Source organism: Winogradskyella poriferorum (assembly GCF_036553625.1).
GTDB classification, from domain to species: domain Bacteria; phylum Bacteroidota; class Bacteroidia; order Flavobacteriales; family Flavobacteriaceae; genus Winogradskyella; species Winogradskyella poriferorum.
Window position 1 is genome coordinate 98,438 of the sequence record NZ_JAZHOU010000001.1, and the last position, 19,222, is coordinate 117,659.

The 19,222-nt window shown below is 32.8% G+C and carries 24 protein-coding genes; 13 read left to right on the forward strand and 11 right to left on the reverse strand.

What is annotated here, in order from left to right; all coding sequences use genetic code 11:
* Positions 1-138: 138 nt before the first annotated feature.
* From V1468_RS00505 to V1468_RS00520, 4 genes are read left to right on the forward strand one after another with little or no spacing between them, the layout of a single operon-like run.
* Complete coding sequence (locus V1468_RS00505; RefSeq protein ID WP_331808305.1) at positions 139-342, forward strand: membrane or secreted protein; 204 nt, start codon at positions 139-141, stop codon at positions 340-342.
* A gap of 6 nt (positions 343-348) precedes the next feature.
* Complete coding sequence (locus V1468_RS00510; RefSeq protein WP_331808306.1) at positions 349-1,461, forward strand: glycosyltransferase; 1,113 nt, start codon at positions 349-351, stop codon at positions 1,459-1,461.
* Complete coding sequence (locus V1468_RS00515) at positions 1,452-1,997, forward strand: RNA polymerase sigma factor (protein ID WP_331808307.1); 546 nt, start codon at positions 1,452-1,454, stop codon at positions 1,995-1,997. The genes V1468_RS00510 and V1468_RS00515 overlap by 10 nt, the downstream gene beginning before the upstream one ends.
* A complete protein-coding gene (locus tag V1468_RS00520) occupies positions 1,997-3,241 on the forward strand; it encodes an Nramp family divalent metal transporter (protein WP_331808308.1) in 1,245 nt (414 codons plus the stop codon). Before V1468_RS00515 ends, V1468_RS00520 begins: the two co-directional genes overlap by 1 nt.
* On the opposite strand, the gene V1468_RS00525 is transcribed toward V1468_RS00520, so the two are convergent.
* Genes V1468_RS00525 through V1468_RS00535 form a run of 3 tightly spaced genes read right to left on the reverse strand, consistent with a single transcriptional unit; the run spans position 3,227 to position 5,551 of the window.
* Positions 3,227-3,679 carry a Na(+)-translocating NADH-quinone reductase subunit F gene (locus V1468_RS00525; protein ID WP_331808309.1) on the reverse strand — a complete coding sequence of 151 codons (453 nt, stop codon included), beginning with the start codon at positions 3,677-3,679 and terminating at the stop codon, positions 3,227-3,229. The genes V1468_RS00520 and V1468_RS00525 overlap by 15 nt on opposite strands.
* A gap of 40 nt (positions 3,680-3,719) precedes the next feature.
* Positions 3,720-4,109 (reverse strand): cupin domain-containing protein, encoded by a 390-nt coding sequence (locus tag V1468_RS00530; protein WP_331808310.1) that lies wholly within the window; start codon positions 4,107-4,109, stop codon positions 3,720-3,722.
* A gap of 11 nt (positions 4,110-4,120) precedes the next feature.
* Positions 4,121-5,551, reverse strand: coding sequence for an SLC13 family permease (locus tag V1468_RS00535; RefSeq protein WP_331808311.1), 1,431 nt, complete (start codon positions 5,549-5,551; stop codon positions 4,121-4,123).
* A gap of 62 nt (positions 5,552-5,613) precedes the next feature.
* On the opposite strand from V1468_RS00535, the gene V1468_RS00540 reads away from it, so the two are divergent.
* From V1468_RS00540 to V1468_RS00550, 3 genes are all read left to right on the forward strand, one after another.
* Positions 5,614-6,477, forward strand: a complete 864-nt coding sequence (locus V1468_RS00540) for a DUF4846 domain-containing protein (RefSeq protein ID WP_331808312.1) — start codon at positions 5,614-5,616, stop codon at positions 6,475-6,477.
* 101 nt (positions 6,478-6,578) lie between these two features.
* The gene (locus V1468_RS00545) at positions 6,579-6,956 is read left to right on the forward strand and encodes a Na(+)-translocating NADH-quinone reductase subunit F (protein ID WP_331808313.1); all 378 of its coding nucleotides are present in this window, start codon (positions 6,579-6,581) and stop codon (positions 6,954-6,956) included.
* A gap of 5 nt (positions 6,957-6,961) precedes the next feature.
* Positions 6,962-7,939, forward strand: coding sequence for an FAD:protein FMN transferase (locus tag V1468_RS00550; protein WP_331808314.1), 978 nt, complete (start codon positions 6,962-6,964; stop codon positions 7,937-7,939).
* 104 nt (positions 7,940-8,043) lie between these two features.
* Here the strand turns inward: V1468_RS00550 and V1468_RS00555 are convergent, their stop codons facing one another.
* From V1468_RS00555 to map, 4 genes are read right to left on the reverse strand one after another with little or no spacing between them, the layout of a single operon-like run.
* Positions 8,044-8,412 carry a DUF423 domain-containing protein gene (locus V1468_RS00555; RefSeq protein ID WP_331808315.1) on the reverse strand — a complete coding sequence of 123 codons (369 nt, stop codon included), beginning with the start codon at positions 8,410-8,412 and terminating at the stop codon, positions 8,044-8,046.
* A gap of 6 nt (positions 8,413-8,418) precedes the next feature.
* Positions 8,419-9,186, reverse strand: coding sequence for a class I SAM-dependent methyltransferase (locus V1468_RS00560; protein WP_331808316.1), 768 nt, complete (start codon positions 9,184-9,186; stop codon positions 8,419-8,421).
* A 6-nt stretch (positions 9,187-9,192) separates the two neighbouring features.
* On the reverse strand, positions 9,193-9,972 hold the full coding sequence (locus V1468_RS00565) for a DUF3050 domain-containing protein (protein ID WP_331808317.1): 780 nt from the start codon (positions 9,970-9,972) through the stop codon (positions 9,193-9,195).
* A 6-nt stretch (positions 9,973-9,978) separates the two neighbouring features.
* Positions 9,979-10,797, reverse strand: coding sequence for a type I methionyl aminopeptidase (map, locus tag V1468_RS00570; RefSeq protein ID WP_331808318.1), 819 nt, complete (start codon positions 10,795-10,797; stop codon positions 9,979-9,981).
* A gap of 122 nt (positions 10,798-10,919) precedes the next feature.
* Here map and V1468_RS00575 point away from each other — a divergent pair, with 122 nt between their 5' ends.
* Entirely contained in the window at positions 10,920-12,185 is a 1,266-nt protein-coding gene (locus V1468_RS00575; protein ID WP_331808319.1) for an acetyl-CoA hydrolase/transferase family protein, read from the forward strand.
* Positions 12,186-12,194: 9 nt separating this feature from the next.
* Here the strand turns inward: V1468_RS00575 and V1468_RS00580 are convergent, their stop codons facing one another.
* Together V1468_RS00580 and gpmI are read right to left on the reverse strand one after the other, a co-directional pair.
* Positions 12,195-12,605: a BT0820 family HAD-type phosphatase gene (locus V1468_RS00580; RefSeq protein WP_331808320.1), complete on the reverse strand. Its 411-nt coding sequence runs from the start codon at positions 12,603-12,605 to the stop codon at positions 12,195-12,197.
* Positions 12,606-12,650: 45 nt separating this feature from the next.
* Positions 12,651-14,165 (reverse strand): 2,3-bisphosphoglycerate-independent phosphoglycerate mutase, encoded by a 1,515-nt coding sequence (gene gpmI / locus V1468_RS00585; protein ID WP_331808321.1) that lies wholly within the window; start codon positions 14,163-14,165, stop codon positions 12,651-12,653.
* 262 nt (positions 14,166-14,427) lie between these two features.
* On the opposite strand from gpmI, the gene V1468_RS00590 reads away from it, so the two are divergent.
* Positions 14,428-14,823, forward strand: coding sequence for an ankyrin repeat domain-containing protein (locus tag V1468_RS00590; protein WP_331808322.1), 396 nt, complete (start codon positions 14,428-14,430; stop codon positions 14,821-14,823).
* 43 nt (positions 14,824-14,866) lie between these two features.
* On the opposite strand, the gene V1468_RS00595 is transcribed toward V1468_RS00590, so the two are convergent.
* Complete coding sequence (locus V1468_RS00595; protein ID WP_331808323.1) at positions 14,867-15,634, reverse strand: M48 family metalloprotease; 768 nt, start codon at positions 15,632-15,634, stop codon at positions 14,867-14,869.
* A 116-nt stretch (positions 15,635-15,750) separates the two neighbouring features.
* Here V1468_RS00595 and V1468_RS00600 point away from each other — a divergent pair, with 116 nt between their 5' ends.
* Positions 15,751-16,176 (forward strand): GNAT family N-acetyltransferase, encoded by a 426-nt coding sequence (locus V1468_RS00600; protein ID WP_331808324.1) that lies wholly within the window; start codon positions 15,751-15,753, stop codon positions 16,174-16,176.
* A 1-nt stretch (position 16,177) separates the two neighbouring features.
* Here the strand turns inward: V1468_RS00600 and pepE are convergent, their stop codons facing one another.
* Positions 16,178-16,885, reverse strand: a complete 708-nt coding sequence (gene pepE / locus V1468_RS00605; RefSeq protein ID WP_331808325.1) for a dipeptidase PepE — start codon at positions 16,883-16,885, stop codon at positions 16,178-16,180.
* A 127-nt stretch (positions 16,886-17,012) separates the two neighbouring features.
* Between pepE and V1468_RS00610 the strand changes: the two genes are divergently transcribed.
* From V1468_RS00610 to V1468_RS00620, 3 genes are read left to right on the forward strand one after another with little or no spacing between them, the layout of a single operon-like run.
* Complete coding sequence (locus V1468_RS00610; RefSeq protein ID WP_331808326.1) at positions 17,013-17,828, forward strand: carboxypeptidase-like regulatory domain-containing protein; 816 nt, start codon at positions 17,013-17,015, stop codon at positions 17,826-17,828.
* Entirely contained in the window at positions 17,815-18,627 is an 813-nt protein-coding gene (locus V1468_RS00615) for a carboxypeptidase-like regulatory domain-containing protein (RefSeq protein WP_331808327.1), read from the forward strand. The genes V1468_RS00610 and V1468_RS00615 overlap by 14 nt, the downstream gene beginning before the upstream one ends.
* Positions 18,628-18,673: 46 nt before the next feature.
* A complete protein-coding gene (locus V1468_RS00620) occupies positions 18,674-19,180 on the forward strand; it encodes a DUF6702 family protein (protein WP_331808328.1) in 507 nt (168 codons plus the stop codon).
* Positions 19,181-19,222 lie beyond the last annotated feature (42 nt).

A 19,222-nucleotide genomic window follows, 5' to 3' on the forward strand; every position in this document is an offset into this window, starting at 1 on the left:
GATAAAGAGACACGGTTTGTGCCTCTTTTTTTTATTTGATGAATAATATTTTAGATTTTACACCTCTAGAAATCCTCTAGCTTAAAGCTTACAAATTTTATATTAAAGCCTTATCTTTGCATCAAATTATTAAGTCTGATGAAATTAATACTTCTTACTTTAGGAATGCTTGCTTTAGCAGTTGCCGGAATTGCGATTAAAATCTGGGCAAAAAAAGATGGAAAATTTGCTGGCACCTGCGCCAGTCAGAATCCTATGCTAAACAAAGAAGGAGAAGCTTGCGGTTTTTGTGGAAAAACTCCAGATCAATTCAAAGATTGTAGCGAACCTCAACATTCTTAAATTTAAATGAGCTTTACCACTATACTATTTATAGTATTTGTAGTTATAGTTAGCTTACAGCTTATTTATTATTTAATCTATCTGTTTTCTTTTTCCTTACAACGTTCGGAAACCAAACTTAAAAAGCACATACCACTTTCTGTAATTATCTGTGCTAAAAACGAAGAAGAAAATTTAAAAAGAAATCTTCCTTATATCTTAGAACAAGATTATAGCAATTTTGAAATTGTATTGGTTAACGATAGTTCTTCTGATGATACACTAGAAGTTATGGAACGTTTTGAAGCCAATAATAAAAACGTCAAAATTGTAGATGTAAAATCTAATGAAGCGTTTTGGGGAAATAAAAAATACGCATTAACCCTTGGTATTAAAGCTTCAAGCAACGATTTCCTTGTTTTTACTGATGCCGATTGTAAACCAAATTCTAATAATTGGCTTGCACAAATAAGTAGTAAATTTTCAAACCAAAAAGCTATTGTGTTGGGTTATGGCGCATATGCCAAAAAGAAATATTCAATCTTAAATGCCCTAATACGGTTTGAAACCATTATTACCGCACTACAATACTTCTCTTATGCCAAATTAGGTTTACCTTACATGGGAGTTGGCAGAAACATGGCTTATAGAAAAGAATTGTTCTTTAACAATAATGGCTTTAACGGCCACATGTCTATAAAATCTGGTGATGATGATTTGTTTATAAATGAAGTTGCTAATGCAAATAATACAGACATCTGTTTTTCAAAAGAAAGCTTTACAATCTCAGAACCAAAAAAAACGTTTAAAGATTGGATATTGCAAAAGCGCAGACACGTAAGTACTGCCTCATTTTATAAAACAAAACACAAAATCCTTTTAGGTTTATTTTACGCATCTCAACTTTTGTTTTGGGTTTTTGCTATAACACTCATAGTCCTTGGGTATAAAATGCAATGGGTATTAGCCATTATTGCCCTTCGTTTTATGATTCAGCTATTATGCTTTGGGCTTACCGCAAAAAAACTAGACGACGCTAATCTTATCTTTTTTGCACCTTTTCTAGAATTATTTTTAGTTAGCACACAATTAAGTATCTTTATTGCTAATCTTATATCTACACCTAAACATTGGAAATAACAGACGCAATTAACAGAGCCAAACAAAATGACCAGATTGCGTTTAATTATCTTCTTGACACTTTTTGGAATGATGTGTATTCTTTTCAGCTAATGCGTACTCAAAATGAAAATGATGCTGAAGACATTACCATCCAAACCTTTTCTAAAGCTTTTGATAAAATAAATACTTATGATGAGAATTATAAGTTTAAAACTTGGCTAATTACTATATCTAAAAATATCCATATAGATTTAGTAAGAAAGCAAAAAAAGACCATACAAAACACCTCAAAAGACAACGAAGACAACTACTTAGAGATTATAGATAACTCGCCTACTCCCGAAGATAAAATCATTACTGAACAAAATCTTGCCAAACTACTTAGAGATATTAAAAAGCTGAAACCGCATTACCAAGAAGTTATTAATCTAAGGTATTTTCAGGAATTGAGCTACAAAGAAATTTCTGAGGAACTTAACGAACCTATTAACAATGTTAAGGTAAAACTATTACGAGCAAAAAAACTATTAGCTGCTATTATTACTAAAACGTAATGCTTTCTCATATCAAAAAATTAGGTCCTGGTTTACTATTTGCTGGTGCAGCAATTGGTGTTTCGCACTTGGTACAATCAACAAGGGCTGGTGCTGATTTTGGTTTAGGTCTTTTATGGGCATTATTACTTGTTCATCTATTCAAATATCCATTTTTTCAATTTGGTCCTAGATATGCTGCAGCAACGGGAGAGAGTTTGCTAGAAGGATATCACAAATTAGGTAAGTCCATTTTAATAACCTATTTCATTTTAAGCTTAGCCACTATGTTTACAATTCAAGCTGCTGTAACTATCGTTACGGCAGGTTTGGCCAATTCGCTCTTTGGTGATATTTCATTTTTGAATTTTGGTATTGAAAGTATAAGCAGTGTAGAAATCTGGACGATTATCTTACTCTTTATTTGCCTATTTATTCTATTGATTGGGAAGTACAATACCTTAGACAAGCTTATTAAAGTGATTATAATTACACTTACCATAAGCACTTTGGTTGCTGTCTATTTTGCTTTTACTGAATTAGATAGGTCCATAGATTTCAATCAGGTATTACCAAACAATAAAATTGAAATTGCTTTTTTAATCGCCTTTATGGGATGGATGCCAGCACCTTTAGATATTTCTGTATGGCATTCAATTTGGGCATTAGAAAAGAAAAAAAACGAAGGGTCATTTAGCCCAAAAAATGCGTTGTTAGATTTTAACGTCGGCTTTTTTGGTGCTATACTTTTAGGAATTGCTTTTGTCAGTTTAGGCTATTTTGTAATGCACGATTCAGGAAATAACTTTAGCAATAAAGCTGGTATATTTTCTAACCAACTTATAGAATTATACACCAAAAGTTTAGGTGATTGGGCTAAAATTCTTATTGGCATTGCTGCATTTACAACTATGTTTAGTACCACTATTACCACACTAGATGCTTCTCCTAGAGCTATGAACAAAAGTTTAGAGATACTCAACAATAAAACCTACAAAAAAGGTTACCTCAACTGGATACTAATTTTAACCTTCGGAACCATAATTATCTTTTTATTTCTGGCTTCTGAGATGGGATTACTCATTAAAGTCGCTACAATTCTATCTTTTGTAACAGCACCTTTCTATGCTATTATAAATTACAAACTGCTCTGTAGTAAACATACACCTAAAGCCTGGAGACCGAGTTTAGGCTTACATATTTTGTCTTGGTTGGGTATTGCTTTTCTAATAGGTTTCAGTATTTGGTACCTAAGCATGTTGTAGATTGAAATCATCTTTAAGTTCATAATCAAACAGAGAACTACAATCCATAACATTTTTGACACCATCCAACTCGCATAAAGTCGCAACAACAGCATTTAAACCATTAAATAAAATATCTTGATTTTTATAATAATCTGGCTTATGGCAATAGGTTTTACCCAAACGATAACCACAACCTTCTAAAAAGGAAGCTTCAATTGTTAATAATTCTATTGGTGCATAGCCATTAAAACGTCTTCCTAAATTTTGGTGAACTAAGCCTACATAGTTTAAGCGTTTGGAGCCATGCAAGTCCGTCATATATTGCCAACTATCGTTGTTATCAAGAATATTTCCGACAGCGCATTGTTTACAGTTTTCAGGATTGAGTGTTTTATTATGAAAGGCGGCATAAAGCTTTTTCAAAGCTTTATCAAATCTCTTACTTGTAGTATTCATAGCTTTTCTTTTTCGCTATAAAAGATACTAATTATTTAATTTACTTGTATTCAACAATCAAAAAAACAGCTGTGGTTTCACCAATATTTAACACTTCATGAATAGTTTTAACATCATTAGAAAAGTGGTAACCTTTTGGCACATCTACTTCGCGAGTACCTGTTGTATCAGTAATTCTGAATTTACCTCCTGATAACGTATAACCAAAATGTGGACTGTGATAATGCTTCTCGTGACCAACATTTGGCGGAAATGTACATTTTAAAACACGTACAGATTTGTTTTCTTCAACAACTTCACAAACTTTCTCTCCTTTCCATCCTGCTTGTAATGGATCTGGTAATTTTTCAACTGACTTACAACCAAAAAATAGTAGGCTTAAAATCAAAAGATTTACAACAAATATTGGTTTTACGTTATTAAAATTCATAATTGAATCTTTTAAAATATTAGTGGCAGAATATACTGAAACATTAAAATTAATAAGAGCACAGAGATAATATTTAATATCACACCTACCCTTGCCATTTGATGCACTTTTACAAAACCACTTGCAAAAACGATAGCATTTGGAGGAGTTGCCATTGGTAACATAAATGCACAACTACTTGCCATTGTAACAGGTATAAGCAAATACAATATTGGCACTTCTAAACCAATAGCAACACCTGCAACAACAGGCGCTAAAACGGCTGTAAGTGCTACGTTACTCATCAACTCTGTCATAAATAACATTAAGAAGATAAGTAACGAAGCCGTGAATAAAACACTTATTTCACTTTTAGAAATCGTTTCTGCAACTAGATCTACTATACCGCTTGCAGACATGCCTTTTGCCAAAGCCAATCCGCCACCAAATAGAATTAAAATTCCCCAAGCTAACTTTTGGGTGTCTTTCCATTCTAAAATAAACTCACCTTTGTTAAACTTATGTGGTACTGAAAACAGCACTAAAGCTCCCAAAATACTAATCATTGTATCTGTTAAACTAAGCTTTGGTAATATACCATTAATGACTGTTCTAAAAATCCATAGAGACACTATTACAGCAAATGTTATTAGCACTTGTCTTTCCTTGGGTGAGATTTTACCCAACTTATTTAATTCTTCAACAATTACAGTTTTTGAAGCGCCGAATTTTATTCCATCATTTGGAAAAAGCTTTATTAAAACAAAATAGATTACAGTGATTAATATTATTGAGAAAGGCAGTCCAACAATCAACCAATTCAAGAAGGTTATCTCCATGTTATATTCATTCTCTAGTAAACCAATTAGAATTGAATTAGGAGGTGTACCAATAATTGTTGCTATTCCACCAGCATTAGCAGAAAACGCAATACCAAGCATTACACTTAGTGCAAAATTTTGATCCTGCTTTGTAAAACCATCAGCATCATTTATAAGCAAGTTTATTACAGACATGGCTATTGGCAACATTACTACTGCACTAGCTGTATTACTTATCCACATGCTCATAAAAGCTGTAGCAATCATAAAACCCAATACAACCTTATTTGGTGTCGTGCCAGTAAACTTTATAATATTTAGAGCAATACGTTTATGAAGATTTACTTTTTCTAAGGCTAAAGCCAAAACAAAACCACCAAAAAACAGAAACACCATTTTGCTTCCGTAGTTAGCTCCAACCTCATCTATTGGCATCACTTTAAATAAAGGAAATAAAAACAGAGGCAATAATGCAGTTACCGAAATAGAAACCGCTTCTGTAATCCACCAGATTATCATCCATAATGCAACTGCAATAACAATATCTGCTTTGTCTGAAATTAGACTAAACTGAAAAACCTGAAGAATTACAAATAGTAAAGGCCCAAAGATTAAGCCCAAACGTTTTGATAGTGGATACATAGTCATTTTAAATAAAAGTAGGAATATAATACGAAATCTTTAAAAAATAACGTTTATCAGTTATGAAGAAACTAATACTCCTCTTACTTATTATCGGTTTAATTTTTGTTGCTTTTCAATTTAAACCTGTAGAAAAAGCTTACGACACGGTAAAAGCTGTAATTGAAACTCCAAGTTTAATCAACAAAGATAGCTTAACCATAAAATCTAGAGTTAATATACCTGATGGTTATAAACGTGTTGAATATCCTAAAGGTAGTTTTGAAGCTTACCTTAGAAATTACAAACTCAAAGCCTTTGGCAGCAAAATCATAAACTACGATAATACAGAGTACTTTTGGCAAAGAGGTCATATCGGCATACTAGAAGTTCCTGTACCCAAAAATGGTTTGCAACAATGCGCAGATGCCCTTATTAGAATACGAAGTGAATATCTATGGGATAACGACAGAAAGGATGAGATTGGCTTCAATTTTACTTCTGGTCATTACTGTTCTTGGAAAAAATATGCAGAAGGTTATAGACCAAAAATTAGTGGAAACAAAGTCTATTTTCACAAAACGGCAAGTGCTAATCACACTAAAGAAAATTTTTACAAATACCTAAACCTCATTTATACTTATTCTGGTACGTTATCACTATACAATGAACTAAAATCTGTAAAAGCCAAAGATTTAAAAATTGGCGATATGCTAATAAAAGGTGGTAGCCCAGGACATATTGTAATGCTTTGTGATGAAGTTATTAATGACAAAGGCGAAAAATTATTTCTTCTACTTCAAGGCAATACACCTGCACAAAGTGTTCACCTCGTTAAAAACTTAACCGATTCTTCTATTTCTCCATGGTATAAATTAGAAGATGATGCTATTACACCTGTTTCCAATTACACGTTTAGTAGCGCAAAATTTGTTAGATTTAAGTAAGTATTGTCATTCCTGGGAAGGCAGGAATCTTCTTCAGATTAATAATTCAATGTTGTATTTTTGCCAAAACTAAATAGACTCTCAGTTTCAAGGGAAATAATATGAGCAAAGCACTTACAAAACAAGAATTACACAACTTAGCCATGAATCATGTTGGTAAAGATTTAGAATCTCGTGGTTTTGAATTTGTCGCTATAAATAGTAAGCTAAAAAGACATCCTCAATTTGTTTGTATTGATAAAAACAGCCAATACTATTTTGTAATTGTAAGAGCGGTAATGTTACCCGAAAATCCTAATAATTATGATGTGGTTTGGATGGAAACCTTTAAAAAACATGCCTTCGAAAAAAACGCCAAGGTTTTATATGCTGGTGTTGGATTAGGAAATCCTGAAGGTGAAAATTTACCAATCTACCTCAATGAAGAATACCTTATAGAGTATAATGGCATTCAAGTCATTGAAATGAACCTCAACTAAAAACAATGAAGAATTTTTATTTATTAGCCTTTCTTTTAACGATATTCTCTTGTCAAAAAGAACCTAAAAACATTAAAGTTTCAGGACCAGTTTTTGGCACTGGATACAATATTCAATTTTATTCTGAAAATGGTGAAAACTATCAAAAACAATTTGACAGCCTTTTTAATGTGGTGAATAAATCGCTTTCTACCTATATTCCAGATTCTGATATTTCAAGAATTAACAAAAATGAAGATGTAGAAGTTGATGAACATTTTAAACGTGTGTTTAAAAAATCTAAGGAAGTGTATAGATATACCGAAGGTGCATTTGATCCAACAATAGGAAATGTAGTTAATGCTTGGAATTTCGGAGCAGACACCAATAAATTTTTAACCGACAGCACTACCATAGATAGTCTTATGAAGTTTGTTGGTCTAAACAAAGTAGGATTAAAAGGCTCTAAAATTATAAAACAAAAAACATCTTATCTAGAGTTTAATGCCATTGCCAAGGGCTATGGTGTAGACGTTATCGCTGAATTTTTAGAAAGTAAAAACATTAAAGATTATTTGGTTGAAATTGGTGGTGAAATTAGGGTAAAAGGTATAAACAATGAAAAACAAGCACCTTGGAAAGTTGGCCTAGACGAACCACGTTTTGATGGAGAACAATCTGTTTTTAAAGCTTTAGAACTAAAAGATGAAGCTATGGCAACTTCTGGCACATACCGTAAGTTTAAAACCGATGAAAACGGAAACAGATATGCACATATTATAAATACAAGAACTGGTTACCCAACAAAAACCAACATTTTAAGTGTTTCGGTTATAGCACCAGATTGTATGACGGCAGATGCTTATGCCACAGCTTTTCAGGCTATGGGAATAGAAAAAGTTGAAGTATTACTAGGCAGACATCCTGAGTTAAAAGCCTATTTTATTTTTGAAAATGAATCAGGAGAATTGGAAACTTTGAGTCTTAATGGCTTTCCGGAATAACACATGTGACCTAATTGATATATGCGTGTCTTATAATTGACTATTATAGTCAGCAACTATATGAATTGGTCGCATCTTTGTTCGTTTTTGATGCGACTTTTTTATTACCAAGCTCGCAATACTATGAGCAACCAACCAATTACAAAAAGTAAACCACCAATAGGCGTAATTGGACCTAAAAATTTTAGTTTTTTCCCTTTAGCATCACTTAAAATTAAGCCATAAATACTAAAAGAAAATAAAACAATTCCAATAGTAAAAAACCAATACATAGCTGGTGTAGAGAATTCTTGATTACAGCCAAGTACTAATAAAACAATAGCATGATACATTTGGTATTTTACACCTGTTTCAAAACTCTTAAGTTGGTCTTCAGATAAGATTTTCTTTAAAGCATGAGCACCAAACGCGCCAAATATTATAGATAACATTCCGAATAATGCTCCTGTAATTATAAATATCTGTTGACTCATTTCAATCTATTTTTTATAAACAACTGGAATTACCTCCCCTTTGGCTAAACGGAATCTATCAATTTCAGAGTCTGATAAAGTCGCTGTATAATCCACTTCTTCAACCGTAAAACCAATACTTCTCAGTTTATCAAAGTAATCTCTACCATAAATTCTAACATGGTCGTATTGCCCAAAGATTTTAGCACGTTCGGCTTTATCAGTTATACTATCATCTTCAAATGTAACATTGCGATTTAAATCTTGAGGAATTTGAAAAATTCCCCAACCACCTGGTTTCATAACACGATATAGCTCTTGCATAGCCTTAGTGTCGTCTGGTATATGCTCTAACACATGATTACAAAAAATAACGTCGTAACTGTTATCTTCGAAAGGAAGATTACAAATATCTGCCTTAACATCTGCAATAGGAGACAATAAATCTGTAGTAGTGTAATCTATATTCTTTAGTTTTCTAAACCGTTTTAAAAAACACTGCTCTGGCGCAAAATGAAGCACTTTAAAATTGTTTGAAAAAAAATCGGTTTCATTTTTAAGATATAGCCAAAACAGACGATGTCTTTCTAATGAAAGTGTTGATGGTGATAAAATATTTTCGCGTTGTTTTACATAACCATACGCTAAAAAAGATCTAAAACTTTTACCATCTATAGGATCCGTGTATTTATTTCCTTTTAAAAAAAAGGCTAAAATTGGTCTTACGATGTAGCTTAACCTAATCAATATAGGTCTTGGTACTAAGTTTAATATGATTTTAAAAAGTCGTTTCAAAAGTAATTAAACTTCAACTGTTTTGTTTGAAGATATCAATTGATATATACCATCCCAAAGGGCAATCCTATGTTGTAATGCTAACTTTGAAATTTCTAAAGTTTCCTCCCATTTTTTAGCATCATTTCCACATAACTCTTCAATCATTTTAAGAGATAAAGGACCATGCTCATCGCCATCCAACTCAATATGTCTATTTAAATAATATGTTAGCTTACTGTATGTGTTGTCACTAGTTTTAGACTGATTTATAATCTGAAAAAACATATCAGGAATGACATCTTCTCTTCCAAATGTAAAAGCAGAAGCTATTTTGTGAGTTGCTTTAGTGTCTATAACATTAAAAGTAAACTCAATAAACTTAGATGTAGCCTCATTTAAACCTACTAAAACCGAAGCCTCTTCAATAGATCTTCCTTGCTTTATTTCATTAAGAAAACTTTCAATCTGTAAAGTGCTAGAACCTATTTGATGCATCGCATCAATATACATCTCATAATGACTTTTAGGTTGACCTAGCTCATTAACATCACTCTCTTCTCCTAGAACAATTTCGTTTATAAAACGAGAGGTTGCAGAATTACCGACAGGTGTCCACGGAACCGATGTGTTTGTTAAACTATTTTGGAGTGCTTTTAACAAAGACATAAAATCCCACACTGCAAACACATGCTGCTCCATAAATACTTTAACATCTTCAATGGAGTCTAAAGCTTTGTATAATTTGTGATTATTTAACGCTGTTCTAAGCGGAGTTAATTCAGATTCTAATTGTTCAATATTCATTGACTATTATAATACTAGTGCTTTTTGTCTAAATTTATCTTCTTCGTCTGACGTTATACCTAAAGCCTCGTGCACATAAGCAAAAGTAGAAAGTATCTCTGGCTTACCATCTACAATGGCGATATCGTGCTCAAAATGCACGCTAGGCTTACCATCTTGGGTAACGATTGTCCAACCATCTTTAAGTTGCTTTACTCTGTGCGTTCCCATATTAATCATTGGCTCTATAGCAACGACCATACCCTCTATAAACTTTTTACCTCTGCCACGTCTTCCATAGTTTGGCATTTCTGGATCTTCATGCATTTTTCGTCCTAAACCATGACCAACCAACTCTCTAACAACGCCATATCCTTGAGCCTCGCAATATTGTTGTATTGCAAAACCAACATCTCCTACTCTATTTCCTACTCTAAGCTGTTCTATACCTACGTATAAAGACTCTTTAGTGGTTTTAATTAATTTCTTAGTGTCTTCAGCAACATTTCCTATTTCAAAAGTATAGGCATGATCTCCATAAAAACCATTCATAAGCGCCCCACAATCTACAGATACAATGTCTCCATCTTTTAATGGGATATCTGTTGGCAATCCATGTACTACCGCTTCATTAACACTACATAATAATGTAGAAGGGCAATCGTATAAACCCTTAAAACCTGGCAATGCACCATGGTCTCTTATAAATTCTTCTGCAATAGTATCTAAATGATTGGTGGTTACACCTTCTTTAATCTCTTTTGCAAGCATACCTAATGTTTTAGAAACAATAAGTGCGCTTTGTCTCATTAACTCAATTTCTTCTCTGGTTTTTACTATAATCATGTTTCCTAAATTGAGCTGCAAAGATAGGCATTTATAACTATTAAATAATTTTAGAAAAACATGATAAAAAACAGTTTTTTTCTATCTTTTGAGCAGTAAGTTTGTAATCTAAATTTTAGCAAATGTTTAAAACAGTAAGTGCCGAAGAAGCGGTAAAAGTCATTAAATCTAACGATAGAGTATATATACAAGCAGCAGCAGCGGCTCCTCAACAATTAATAAACGCCATGTCGGCTAGGCACGAAGAGCTTAGAAATGTTGAAGTTTGTCATTTACATATAGAAGGTGAAGCACCATATGCTAATCCAGAGCTAAAGGATAGTTTTCATGTTAATTCCTTTTTTATTGGTAAAAATGTGAGACATACATTACATGCTGGTAATGGCTCTTATACACCTGTTTTTCTTAGTGAATTACCTACATTATTTCACCAAAACATTCTAGATTTAGATGTTGTTTTAATTCATGTTTCTGAACCAGACAAACATGGTTACTTATCGTTAGGTGTATCTGTTGAGGCTACATTGGCTGCAATAGATAATGCCACTACTGTTATTGCTCAGGTTAATAAAAATATGCCACGTACGCATGGAGCAGGAATTATACATTATTCTGAAATAGATTATTTTGTAGAGGCTGATGATGAGATCCCTACAATGCTCGCTTCTGAACCATCAGAGATTGAAAGCAAAATAGGAGATTATGTTGCAAGCCTAATTGAAGATAGAAGTACGCTACAAATGGGAATAGGCAACATACCTAACGCTGTATTGTCTAGATTAACTAACCACAAAGATTTAGGTTTGCATACCGAGATGTTTTCTGATGGCGTTATAGACTTAATTCTAAGCGATGTTATAAATGGTAATTATAAAAAAATAAACAGAGGACGTGCTTTAACTACATTCTTAATGGGATCTAAGCGCTTATATGATTATGTAGATGACAATCCTTTTGTAGAAATGAGAGCTTCTAATTACACTAATAACACATCGTACATAAAACAAAATCCTAAAATGGTAGCAATAAATTCTGCTATTGAGGTAGATGTAACTGGCCAAGTCTGTGCTGACTCTATTGGCTCTAAAATGTACTCTGGTGTTGGTGGACAAATGGATTTTATCAGAGGTGCATCTTTAAGCAAAGGCGGAAAGGCTATTATCGCCTTACCTTCTGTTACCCGAAAAGGTATTAGCAGAATTGTACCTGCTTTAAAACCAGGTGCTGGTGTTGTTACAACAAGAGCCCACGTACACTATGTGGTTACAGAATACGGTATTGCTAATTTATTTGGAAAAACAATAAAGCAACGTGTAAAGGCACTTGTAGATATTGCCCACCCAGACCATAGAGAGGAAATTGACAGAGCTTATTTTGAATTAACTTAAACCAACTGCTTATTTAAACCAACCAAAAAGGCCACCTTTTCTTTTGGATGGCTTAATATTTGGCTCTTCATTGGTAATCATTTGATAAATTTCGCCCCAACCAAGTATGCCTCCTATATTTCTGTCGTCTATAAATAAGTCTGCATGAATTTTTCGGCTACGGCTGTAATCATATTTTTCTTCTGGAAAACTAGCATTTACAGCATAGAATTCTATACCATTTTCTTTACAAAAATCTACAGCTTCTTGCAATTTCGCACCATTTCTATAGGTCCATAAGATAAGTCTATGACCATCTTGTTGAAGACGTTTTAAGGTCTCAAAAGCAAAGATTCTTGTTTTCCCTATTTTGGGATACGCATCTTCTACTATAGTTCCATCAAAATCTACTGCTATTATTAATCTATCCTGAAAATTCATGCAATCAATCAATTATTAGTCGACAAAGTTAAAACAATGAGTCATTTATACAAGGCTATGCTGCGTCATAGCATCAGGCTGCTCTACACCAATCAACTTTAAAATAGTAGGCGCAATATCTCCAAGTATACCGTCTTTTATTTCTTTTAGGTCTTTATCAATTAAGATTACAGGTACAGGATTAGTTGTATGTGCTGTATTCGGTGTTCCATCAGGATTAATCATGGTTTCACAATTACCGTGATCTGCAATTAAAATAGTAGTGTAATCATTTTCTAAAGCTGTTGTTACAACATCTTTCACACATTCGTCTACAGCTTCACAAGCTTTTATTGCAGCTTCCATAACACCAGTATGACCAACCATATCGCCATTTGCAAAATTAAGACAGACAAAATCTGTTTCACCTTTATTGAGTTCTGGTATAAGAGCATCTCTTAATTCATAAGCACTCATTTCGGGCTTTAAATCGTAAGTAGCAACTTTTGGTGAATTTCTAAGAATTCTTGTTTCACCTTCAAAAGGCTCTTCTCTTCCTCCAGAAAAGAAAAAAGTAACATGAGGATACTTTTCTGTCTCTGCTATTCTAATTTGCTTTTTTCCATGTTTTTCTAGTACTTCTCCTAGAGTTTCAGATAAATTATCTTTATTAAAAATTACGTTGATACCTTTAAAATTATCATCATAATTAGTCATGGTAACATAATGTAAATTCAATTTGTGCATGTTGTACTCATGAAAATCTTCTTGAGATAATGCTTGTGTTAATTGACGCCCACGATCTGTCCTAAAATTGAAGAACAAAACAACATCGCCTTCCTTTATAGTTGCTATTGGCTTGCCATTTTGATTAACTACCAGTGGTTTAATAAATTCGTCTGTAACATCTTCTTCATAGCTTTGCTGTATATCTTTTAGAACATTAGTAGTCTGTTTTCCTTCTCCGTGCACAACAGCATCATAGGCTAATTTAACACGCTCCCAGCGTTTATCTCTGTCCATGGCATAATAGCGTCCTGTAACGGTTGCCAGTTTACCTGTTGTTTTGGCTAAATATTCTTCTAACTCTGAAATGAAACCATAACCAGATTTAGGATCTACATCTCTACCGTCTGTAAAAGCATGAACATAAACATTCTCCAAATCATTCGCTTTTGCGGCGTCTAAAAGTCCGTATACATGATTTATATGAGAGTGTACTCCACCATCACTCACCAAACCTAATAAGTGTACATCTTTTCCATTCGCCTTAGCATAATTAAAAGCATCTTTTAGTACTTGCTCTTCTTGAAGGGTTTTATTTTCTACAGCAAGGTTAATTTTAACTAAATCCTGATACACAATTCTACCAGCACCAAGATTCATATGTCCTACCTCGCTATTACCCATTTGTCCTTCTGGCAAACCTACGTGTAAACCGTCTGTTCGCAAACTAGCATTAGCATATGTATTGTACAACTCATCTATAAATGGAGTTTCTGCATTATCAATTGCTGAAACTTTTGGGTCTGGTGATTTTCCCCAACCATCTAGTATCATTAAAATAACCTTCTTATTCATGTTTTTCTGTTTATTACTTCAAATATAAGGCATAGAATACGACTATAATTCTGTATTCAAAAAATTTTGAATGTTATTTAATTTTAAAGCTATATAACACTGATTGTTATATAGATACGCGATTTTATGAAAGCCTTAACAGATTTGTTTTCAAAACGTTAAATGTATGTTATTTAAAATTTCAAAGTGTAACATTATAGAATTAATGTCGTCTCTTTAGTATAATCAAAAAACAAATCAATTAATTTTTAAATCTTTCATCATGAAAAAAACAGCAGTAGTTTTAGCCTTGGCATTGGGCTTTTCAATCACAAATTTAAATGCATCAAACGATCTTTTAACTTCAACAAGTGAAGTAACTGTAAAAACTTTTGAAGTAAGTCCACTTTGCAAAGCAGTAGCCACAGGAGACGTGGAGCTTGCAAAATCCTTAATAGAACAAGGTGCTGATGTTAATGCCAAATCTAATGGTATGAGCCCTATTCACTACGCAGCAAAATATAATCGTGTAGAATTAATTAAAATATTATTAAAAGCTGGAGCTGATGTACACAAATCTTGCGACTTAGGTTACACTGCATTAAACCATGCAGAACAATCTAAAGCTAAGGAAGCGGCACAGTTTTTGAAACGCTTTAAAAAGAAAGTGTCTAATTAAAGACAATTATTTGAGTTAGTTAATTGAAAAAGCGTCTTACATGTTAAGACGCTTTTTTATATTTTCTTATAGCTTCTCTAATTTTTTCAATTCGATTTTCTGGATCGGGATGTGTACTTTGAAATTCTGGAACACGATTAGGACCAGCTGCAGCTTTAAGTATTTCCATTACTCCTATCATCTCTTCAGGATTGTAGCCTGAATCCATCATAAATTTCACTCCTAACTCATCACTCTCTAACTCATCTCCTCTTCCATTTTTTAAGAGTTGGCCTTGCCCATATTGTTGTGCAATACCACCAGCATCAATAACAGAACTGCCCATAATTAAAGTCTGCCAATACTTAGAATTTGTAATTCTTTCGTTTGAATGTTTTCCTAATACATGACCTATTTCATGACCTAAAACTCCTGCCAGCTGATCTTGGTTTTCTAATTTTGAAAATAAAGCATAGGTAATAAAAATTTGACCACCTGGTAACGCAAATGCGTTTATTGTATTTTCATCTGCCAGTAAATGAAACTCGTACTGATATGGTGTATCTTTTGCAACACTATTATTTACAAGTTTGTTACCAACATTATCAACCAGCGCTTGATATTGGTTATTTGGATGCAACCCACCATGCTGCTGGGCCATACCAGGCGCACTTTGTAAACCAATAGCAATCTCTTCTTGTGGAGACAATGAAATAGCTTGTTTTTTTCCTGTGTATGGATTAATTTCTTCTTGACTACACTTTCTTAGGTAGGCAAATGCTGCTATTGCTATGAATATAAAAATTCTAACTTTAAAATTACCTCTTCTCATATTGATTGTCTTAGTATGATAAATTTACAAAAGTTTGACACATAATTTATTGAAAAGTCATCTTGTGTAGTTTCAAATTTCTAAAAACATTAATTTTACAGCCTTTAACTATTAAAATGAACTACGATTTTAAAATTCTACCTAACTCTCAGCTAGAGTCTATAGTACCATTAGTTTTTGAACTAAACGAAGGTAAAATAGAAGCATCCGTTTTATCGTCTCGATTTAACGAAATAAAAAATCAAAATTATGAATGTGCTATCATAACTCTGAAGAATGAAATAGTTGGTATTACTGGTTTATGGTATTGTACAAGGCATTATTCGGGCAAATCTGTAGAAATAGACCATGTTTACATAAAACCTCAACACAGAAATAAAGGATTGGGCAAATCATTTATGAATTGGATTCAAGAGTATTGCAAAGCAAAAGGCTATGAATCTCTTGAGCTAAACACCTATGTTCAAAATCACCCTTCTCATAAATTCTACTATAATGAAGGCTTCAAAATTTTGGGCTACCACTTTCTAAAAAAAATATAACCTACATTAAAAATTTTAAATCAGAGTTGGTTGGTATTTCGTAAGGCGCCTTGCCGTACTCAAAAATTCTGGCTTCTAAATTACCTTTTAAAGTTACGTTTTCTCCATTCACTTCTATCCAACTCCCTTCTCTTAAACCAATAACAGGTTGCGTATTAAACGCATGAAACTCTTTAATTCTGGTTTCTCGGGTTTCACCCATATGCGTACTATTTGGATTCGGATCTAAATAATGTGGGTTTATATTAAACGGCACCAAACCTAAAGTTTTAAAACTTGGTGGATACACAATAGGCATATCGTTAGTGGTATTCATTGTTAGGCCACAAATATTACTTCCAGCACTTGTTCCTAAATATGGCGTTCCATTATTTACAGCCTCTTTTATTGAAGATAACACATCTTTTTTATACAACTGATTTACTAAAACAAAAGTATTTCCACCTCCTGTAAAAATACCTTTAGCTTCTAAAATAGCTTTTTTAGGGTCATCAAAAGCATGAATCCCTCTCACAGTCTTACCTATTTTTTTAAAAGGCTCAGCCACTTTAGCTGTATACTCATCATGCGTAATACCACCTGGTCTGGCATATGGTATGAATAAAATTTCGTCTGCAGATTTAAAATGAACTTTTAATTCATCTAAAAGATACTCTAAAGAACCACTTCCGTGAACGGTTGATGTACTAGCTATAATAATTGATTTCATACTGCAAATTTATAATTTAAAGTTTTATTAACTAAAAGAGTTTCTTCGCACTTTAACAAAGATTTATTAAGCTTTTTTTATGAAAATTGATGAATAAGCACGAACTTTATATGACAATAATACCAACATGAAACACATACTATTTATAATAAGCTGCTTTTTAACCATTTCAATTTACAGTCAGGATATCGAGAGAGTCTCAGTAAATGGAAAAATATCGGTACCGTCTGAAGATAAAGAAGGAGTAACTGTATTTAATACAACAACCAATAAAGGCACTATTACAGATGAGAATGGAGAATTTACAGCAATGGTAGCAGTAAATGATATTCTTGAATTTAGTGCTATTCAATTTAAAGATTTTAAAGTCACTATAACTGAAGACATTATTAAATCAAAAAAATTAACAGTTATACTTGTTGAAGAAGTCAATAAACTAGATGAAGTCGTCATTCTACCCTTTGGTTTAACAGGAAACCTTAATACAGACTTAGAAAACGTAAGAACTTATAATGTAAGTTTAGACTATGTGTATCTCGGTTTAGACCATATCGAGGATTTTGAGTTCTCTGCAGATTATAAGACTAAAGCAGAAAATTTAGCATTTAATGAAAACAATCCAAGAGTAGGTAATATGCTCAACATTGTAAATCTAGCAGGATTTATTGTAAGTCAGGTCGTAGATATTGAAAAGGAAGACAAAACAAATGCCGAAAAAGCAATTAACAAAACCCCTTTTAAAGAGGCGTTAGATAAATATAGTGTTAACTATATTCACACTAATTTTAATATTCCATTAGAACAAGTAGACGCCTTTATAGACTACATTGAAGATAAAGGTATTGATGAAGACCTTCTTGCTGAAGACAGAGAAATGCAGTTTTTAGAGCGAATTACACAACTAAGCAAAGCTTTCCTTAAAAATAAAAGTGAAAAAGACTAAACTCTTATTTAGTCTTGTAACACTTCTTTTATCATTTTTGTTGCAAGCCCAAAGGCAAGAAATCAAAGGCAAATTAATTGCCAACGATGATGTAGAAGGTATTCACATCCTAAATAAAACAGCATCAAAATATACTGTATCTGATGATAAAGGCTTATTTAGTATTGAAGCTAAAGCCACTGATACATTGTTCATTTCCAGTCTAATTTACAATAACAAAGAAATTATTGTTTCAAAAGAACACGAAGATTCTAATTCTATTGAAATTAAATTAGATGAAAAAGTTAGCGAACTCGATAAAGTTATTGTAGGCAAAATACTTACCGGAAGTTTACAATCTGATTTAGAAAACTCAGATGCCAAAACCGAAATCAACTTCTATGACCTTGGCATACCAGGCAACACCAAACTACCACTTACTCAAAACGAAAAAAAACTACACGATGCAGATGGTGGACCAACAGGCTCTATAATGGGCGGACCTTTTGGAGGAGGTGTTGTTCTTAATTTACATAAAATACTCAATAAAATAAGTGGCAGAACCAAAAAGCTAAAAGATGTTGTTGAGTTAGATGACAGAGACAAATGTATTAATAGACTCAGAATTGATTATGAATCTATAATTTTTGAAAACGACACACTACCCAAAAACCTTAGAGACGAATACTTTTTATTCTCTCAAGAAGACGAAAATTTTCTAAACCTATGCAAAAAAGATAATGACATTGAGCTGCTAGAATTTTTACAACAAAAATTAAAAGCTTACAGAGAAAACCTTGATAGTTCTAATAATGATTAACTTTGGAATACTTTTTGGTTTTATAAAAAAGAAATAGACAATACTGATGAAATCTATATACTTTATTTTCACTTTACTCATTGGCTCAATATTAACTTCGAGCACAACCAAACACGAATATTACGTAAGTGTTACCAATATTGAGCATGCTAAAGAGCAACAATCCGTTCAAATCATAAGTCAGGTTTTTATAGATGATTTTGAAAGACTTATTCGTCAGCGTTATGATGAAACTATAACTCTTGCAGAGGAAGATGAACCTGAAATTGTTGATGAATACATGAAGCGTTATCTAGAAGACAAACTTAAAATCTCAATTAATGGAAAAGCCTATAAATTTAATTTCATAGGTAAAGAATATAAGGAAGATATTACTTACTGCTACCTAGAAATAGAGAACATAAAAGACATAAAATCAATTAAAGTTGTAAATCGCCTACTTTTTGATATTCTTCCAGAACAACAGAACATTGTAAGATTAAAGTTAAATGATAGAAACAAGAGTTTCTTACTCATACCAGAGAATGATGAGTGCATGTTAAACTTTAACTAAAAATTCTGTTAAAACGCCCTAATTTCTCTATTTTCGGAATCA

Bases quoted from the DNA above. Each gene is read 5' to 3' on its own strand.
- V1468_RS00565 (WP_331808317.1), bottom strand. From the start codon at position 9,972: ATGAATATTGAACAATTAGAATCTGAATTAACTCCGCTTAGAACAGCG.
- V1468_RS00535 (WP_331808311.1), bottom strand. From the start codon at position 5,551: ATGTATCCACTATCAAAACGTTTGGGCTTAATCTTTGGGCCTTTACTA.
- V1468_RS00520 (WP_331808308.1), top strand. From the start codon at position 1,997: ATGCTTTCTCATATCAAAAAATTAGGTCCTGGTTTACTATTTGCTGGT.
- V1468_RS00600 (WP_331808324.1), top strand. From the start codon at position 15,751: ATGAACTACGATTTTAAAATTCTACCTAACTCTCAGCTAGAGTCTATA.
- V1468_RS00550 (WP_331808314.1), top strand. From the start codon at position 6,962: ATGAAGAATTTTTATTTATTAGCCTTTCTTTTAACGATATTCTCTTGT.
- map (WP_331808318.1), bottom strand. From the start codon at position 10,797: ATGATTATAGTAAAAACCAGAGAAGAAATTGAGTTAATGAGACAAAGC.
- V1468_RS00530 (WP_331808310.1), bottom strand. From the start codon at position 4,109: ATGAATTTTAATAACGTAAAACCAATATTTGTTGTAAATCTTTTGATT.
- V1468_RS00505 (WP_331808305.1), top strand. From the start codon at position 139: ATGAAATTAATACTTCTTACTTTAGGAATGCTTGCTTTAGCAGTTGCC.
- V1468_RS00510 (WP_331808306.1), top strand. From the start codon at position 349: ATGAGCTTTACCACTATACTATTTATAGTATTTGTAGTTATAGTTAGC.
- pepE (WP_331808325.1), bottom strand. From the start codon at position 16,885: ATGAAATCAATTATTATAGCTAGTACATCAACCGTTCACGGAAGTGGT.
- V1468_RS00580 (WP_331808320.1), bottom strand. From the start codon at position 12,605: ATGAATTTTCAGGATAGATTAATAATAGCAGTAGATTTTGATGGAACT.
- V1468_RS00610 (WP_331808326.1), top strand. From the start codon at position 17,013: ATGAAACACATACTATTTATAATAAGCTGCTTTTTAACCATTTCAATT.
- V1468_RS00545 (WP_331808313.1), top strand. From the start codon at position 6,579: ATGAGCAAAGCACTTACAAAACAAGAATTACACAACTTAGCCATGAAT.
- V1468_RS00525 (WP_331808309.1), bottom strand. From the start codon at position 3,679: ATGAATACTACAAGTAAGAGATTTGATAAAGCTTTGAAAAAGCTTTAT.
- V1468_RS00575 (WP_331808319.1), top strand. From the start codon at position 10,920: ATGTTTAAAACAGTAAGTGCCGAAGAAGCGGTAAAAGTCATTAAATCT.
- V1468_RS00620 (WP_331808328.1), top strand. From the start codon at position 18,674: ATGAAATCTATATACTTTATTTTCACTTTACTCATTGGCTCAATATTA.
- V1468_RS00595 (WP_331808323.1), bottom strand. From the start codon at position 15,634: ATGAGAAGAGGTAATTTTAAAGTTAGAATTTTTATATTCATAGCAATA.
- V1468_RS00590 (WP_331808322.1), top strand. From the start codon at position 14,428: ATGAAAAAAACAGCAGTAGTTTTAGCCTTGGCATTGGGCTTTTCAATC.
- gpmI (WP_331808321.1), bottom strand. From the start codon at position 14,165: ATGAATAAGAAGGTTATTTTAATGATACTAGATGGTTGGGGAAAATCA.
- V1468_RS00540 (WP_331808312.1), top strand. From the start codon at position 5,614: ATGAAGAAACTAATACTCCTCTTACTTATTATCGGTTTAATTTTTGTT.
- V1468_RS00555 (WP_331808315.1), bottom strand. From the start codon at position 8,412: ATGAGTCAACAGATATTTATAATTACAGGAGCATTATTCGGAATGTTA.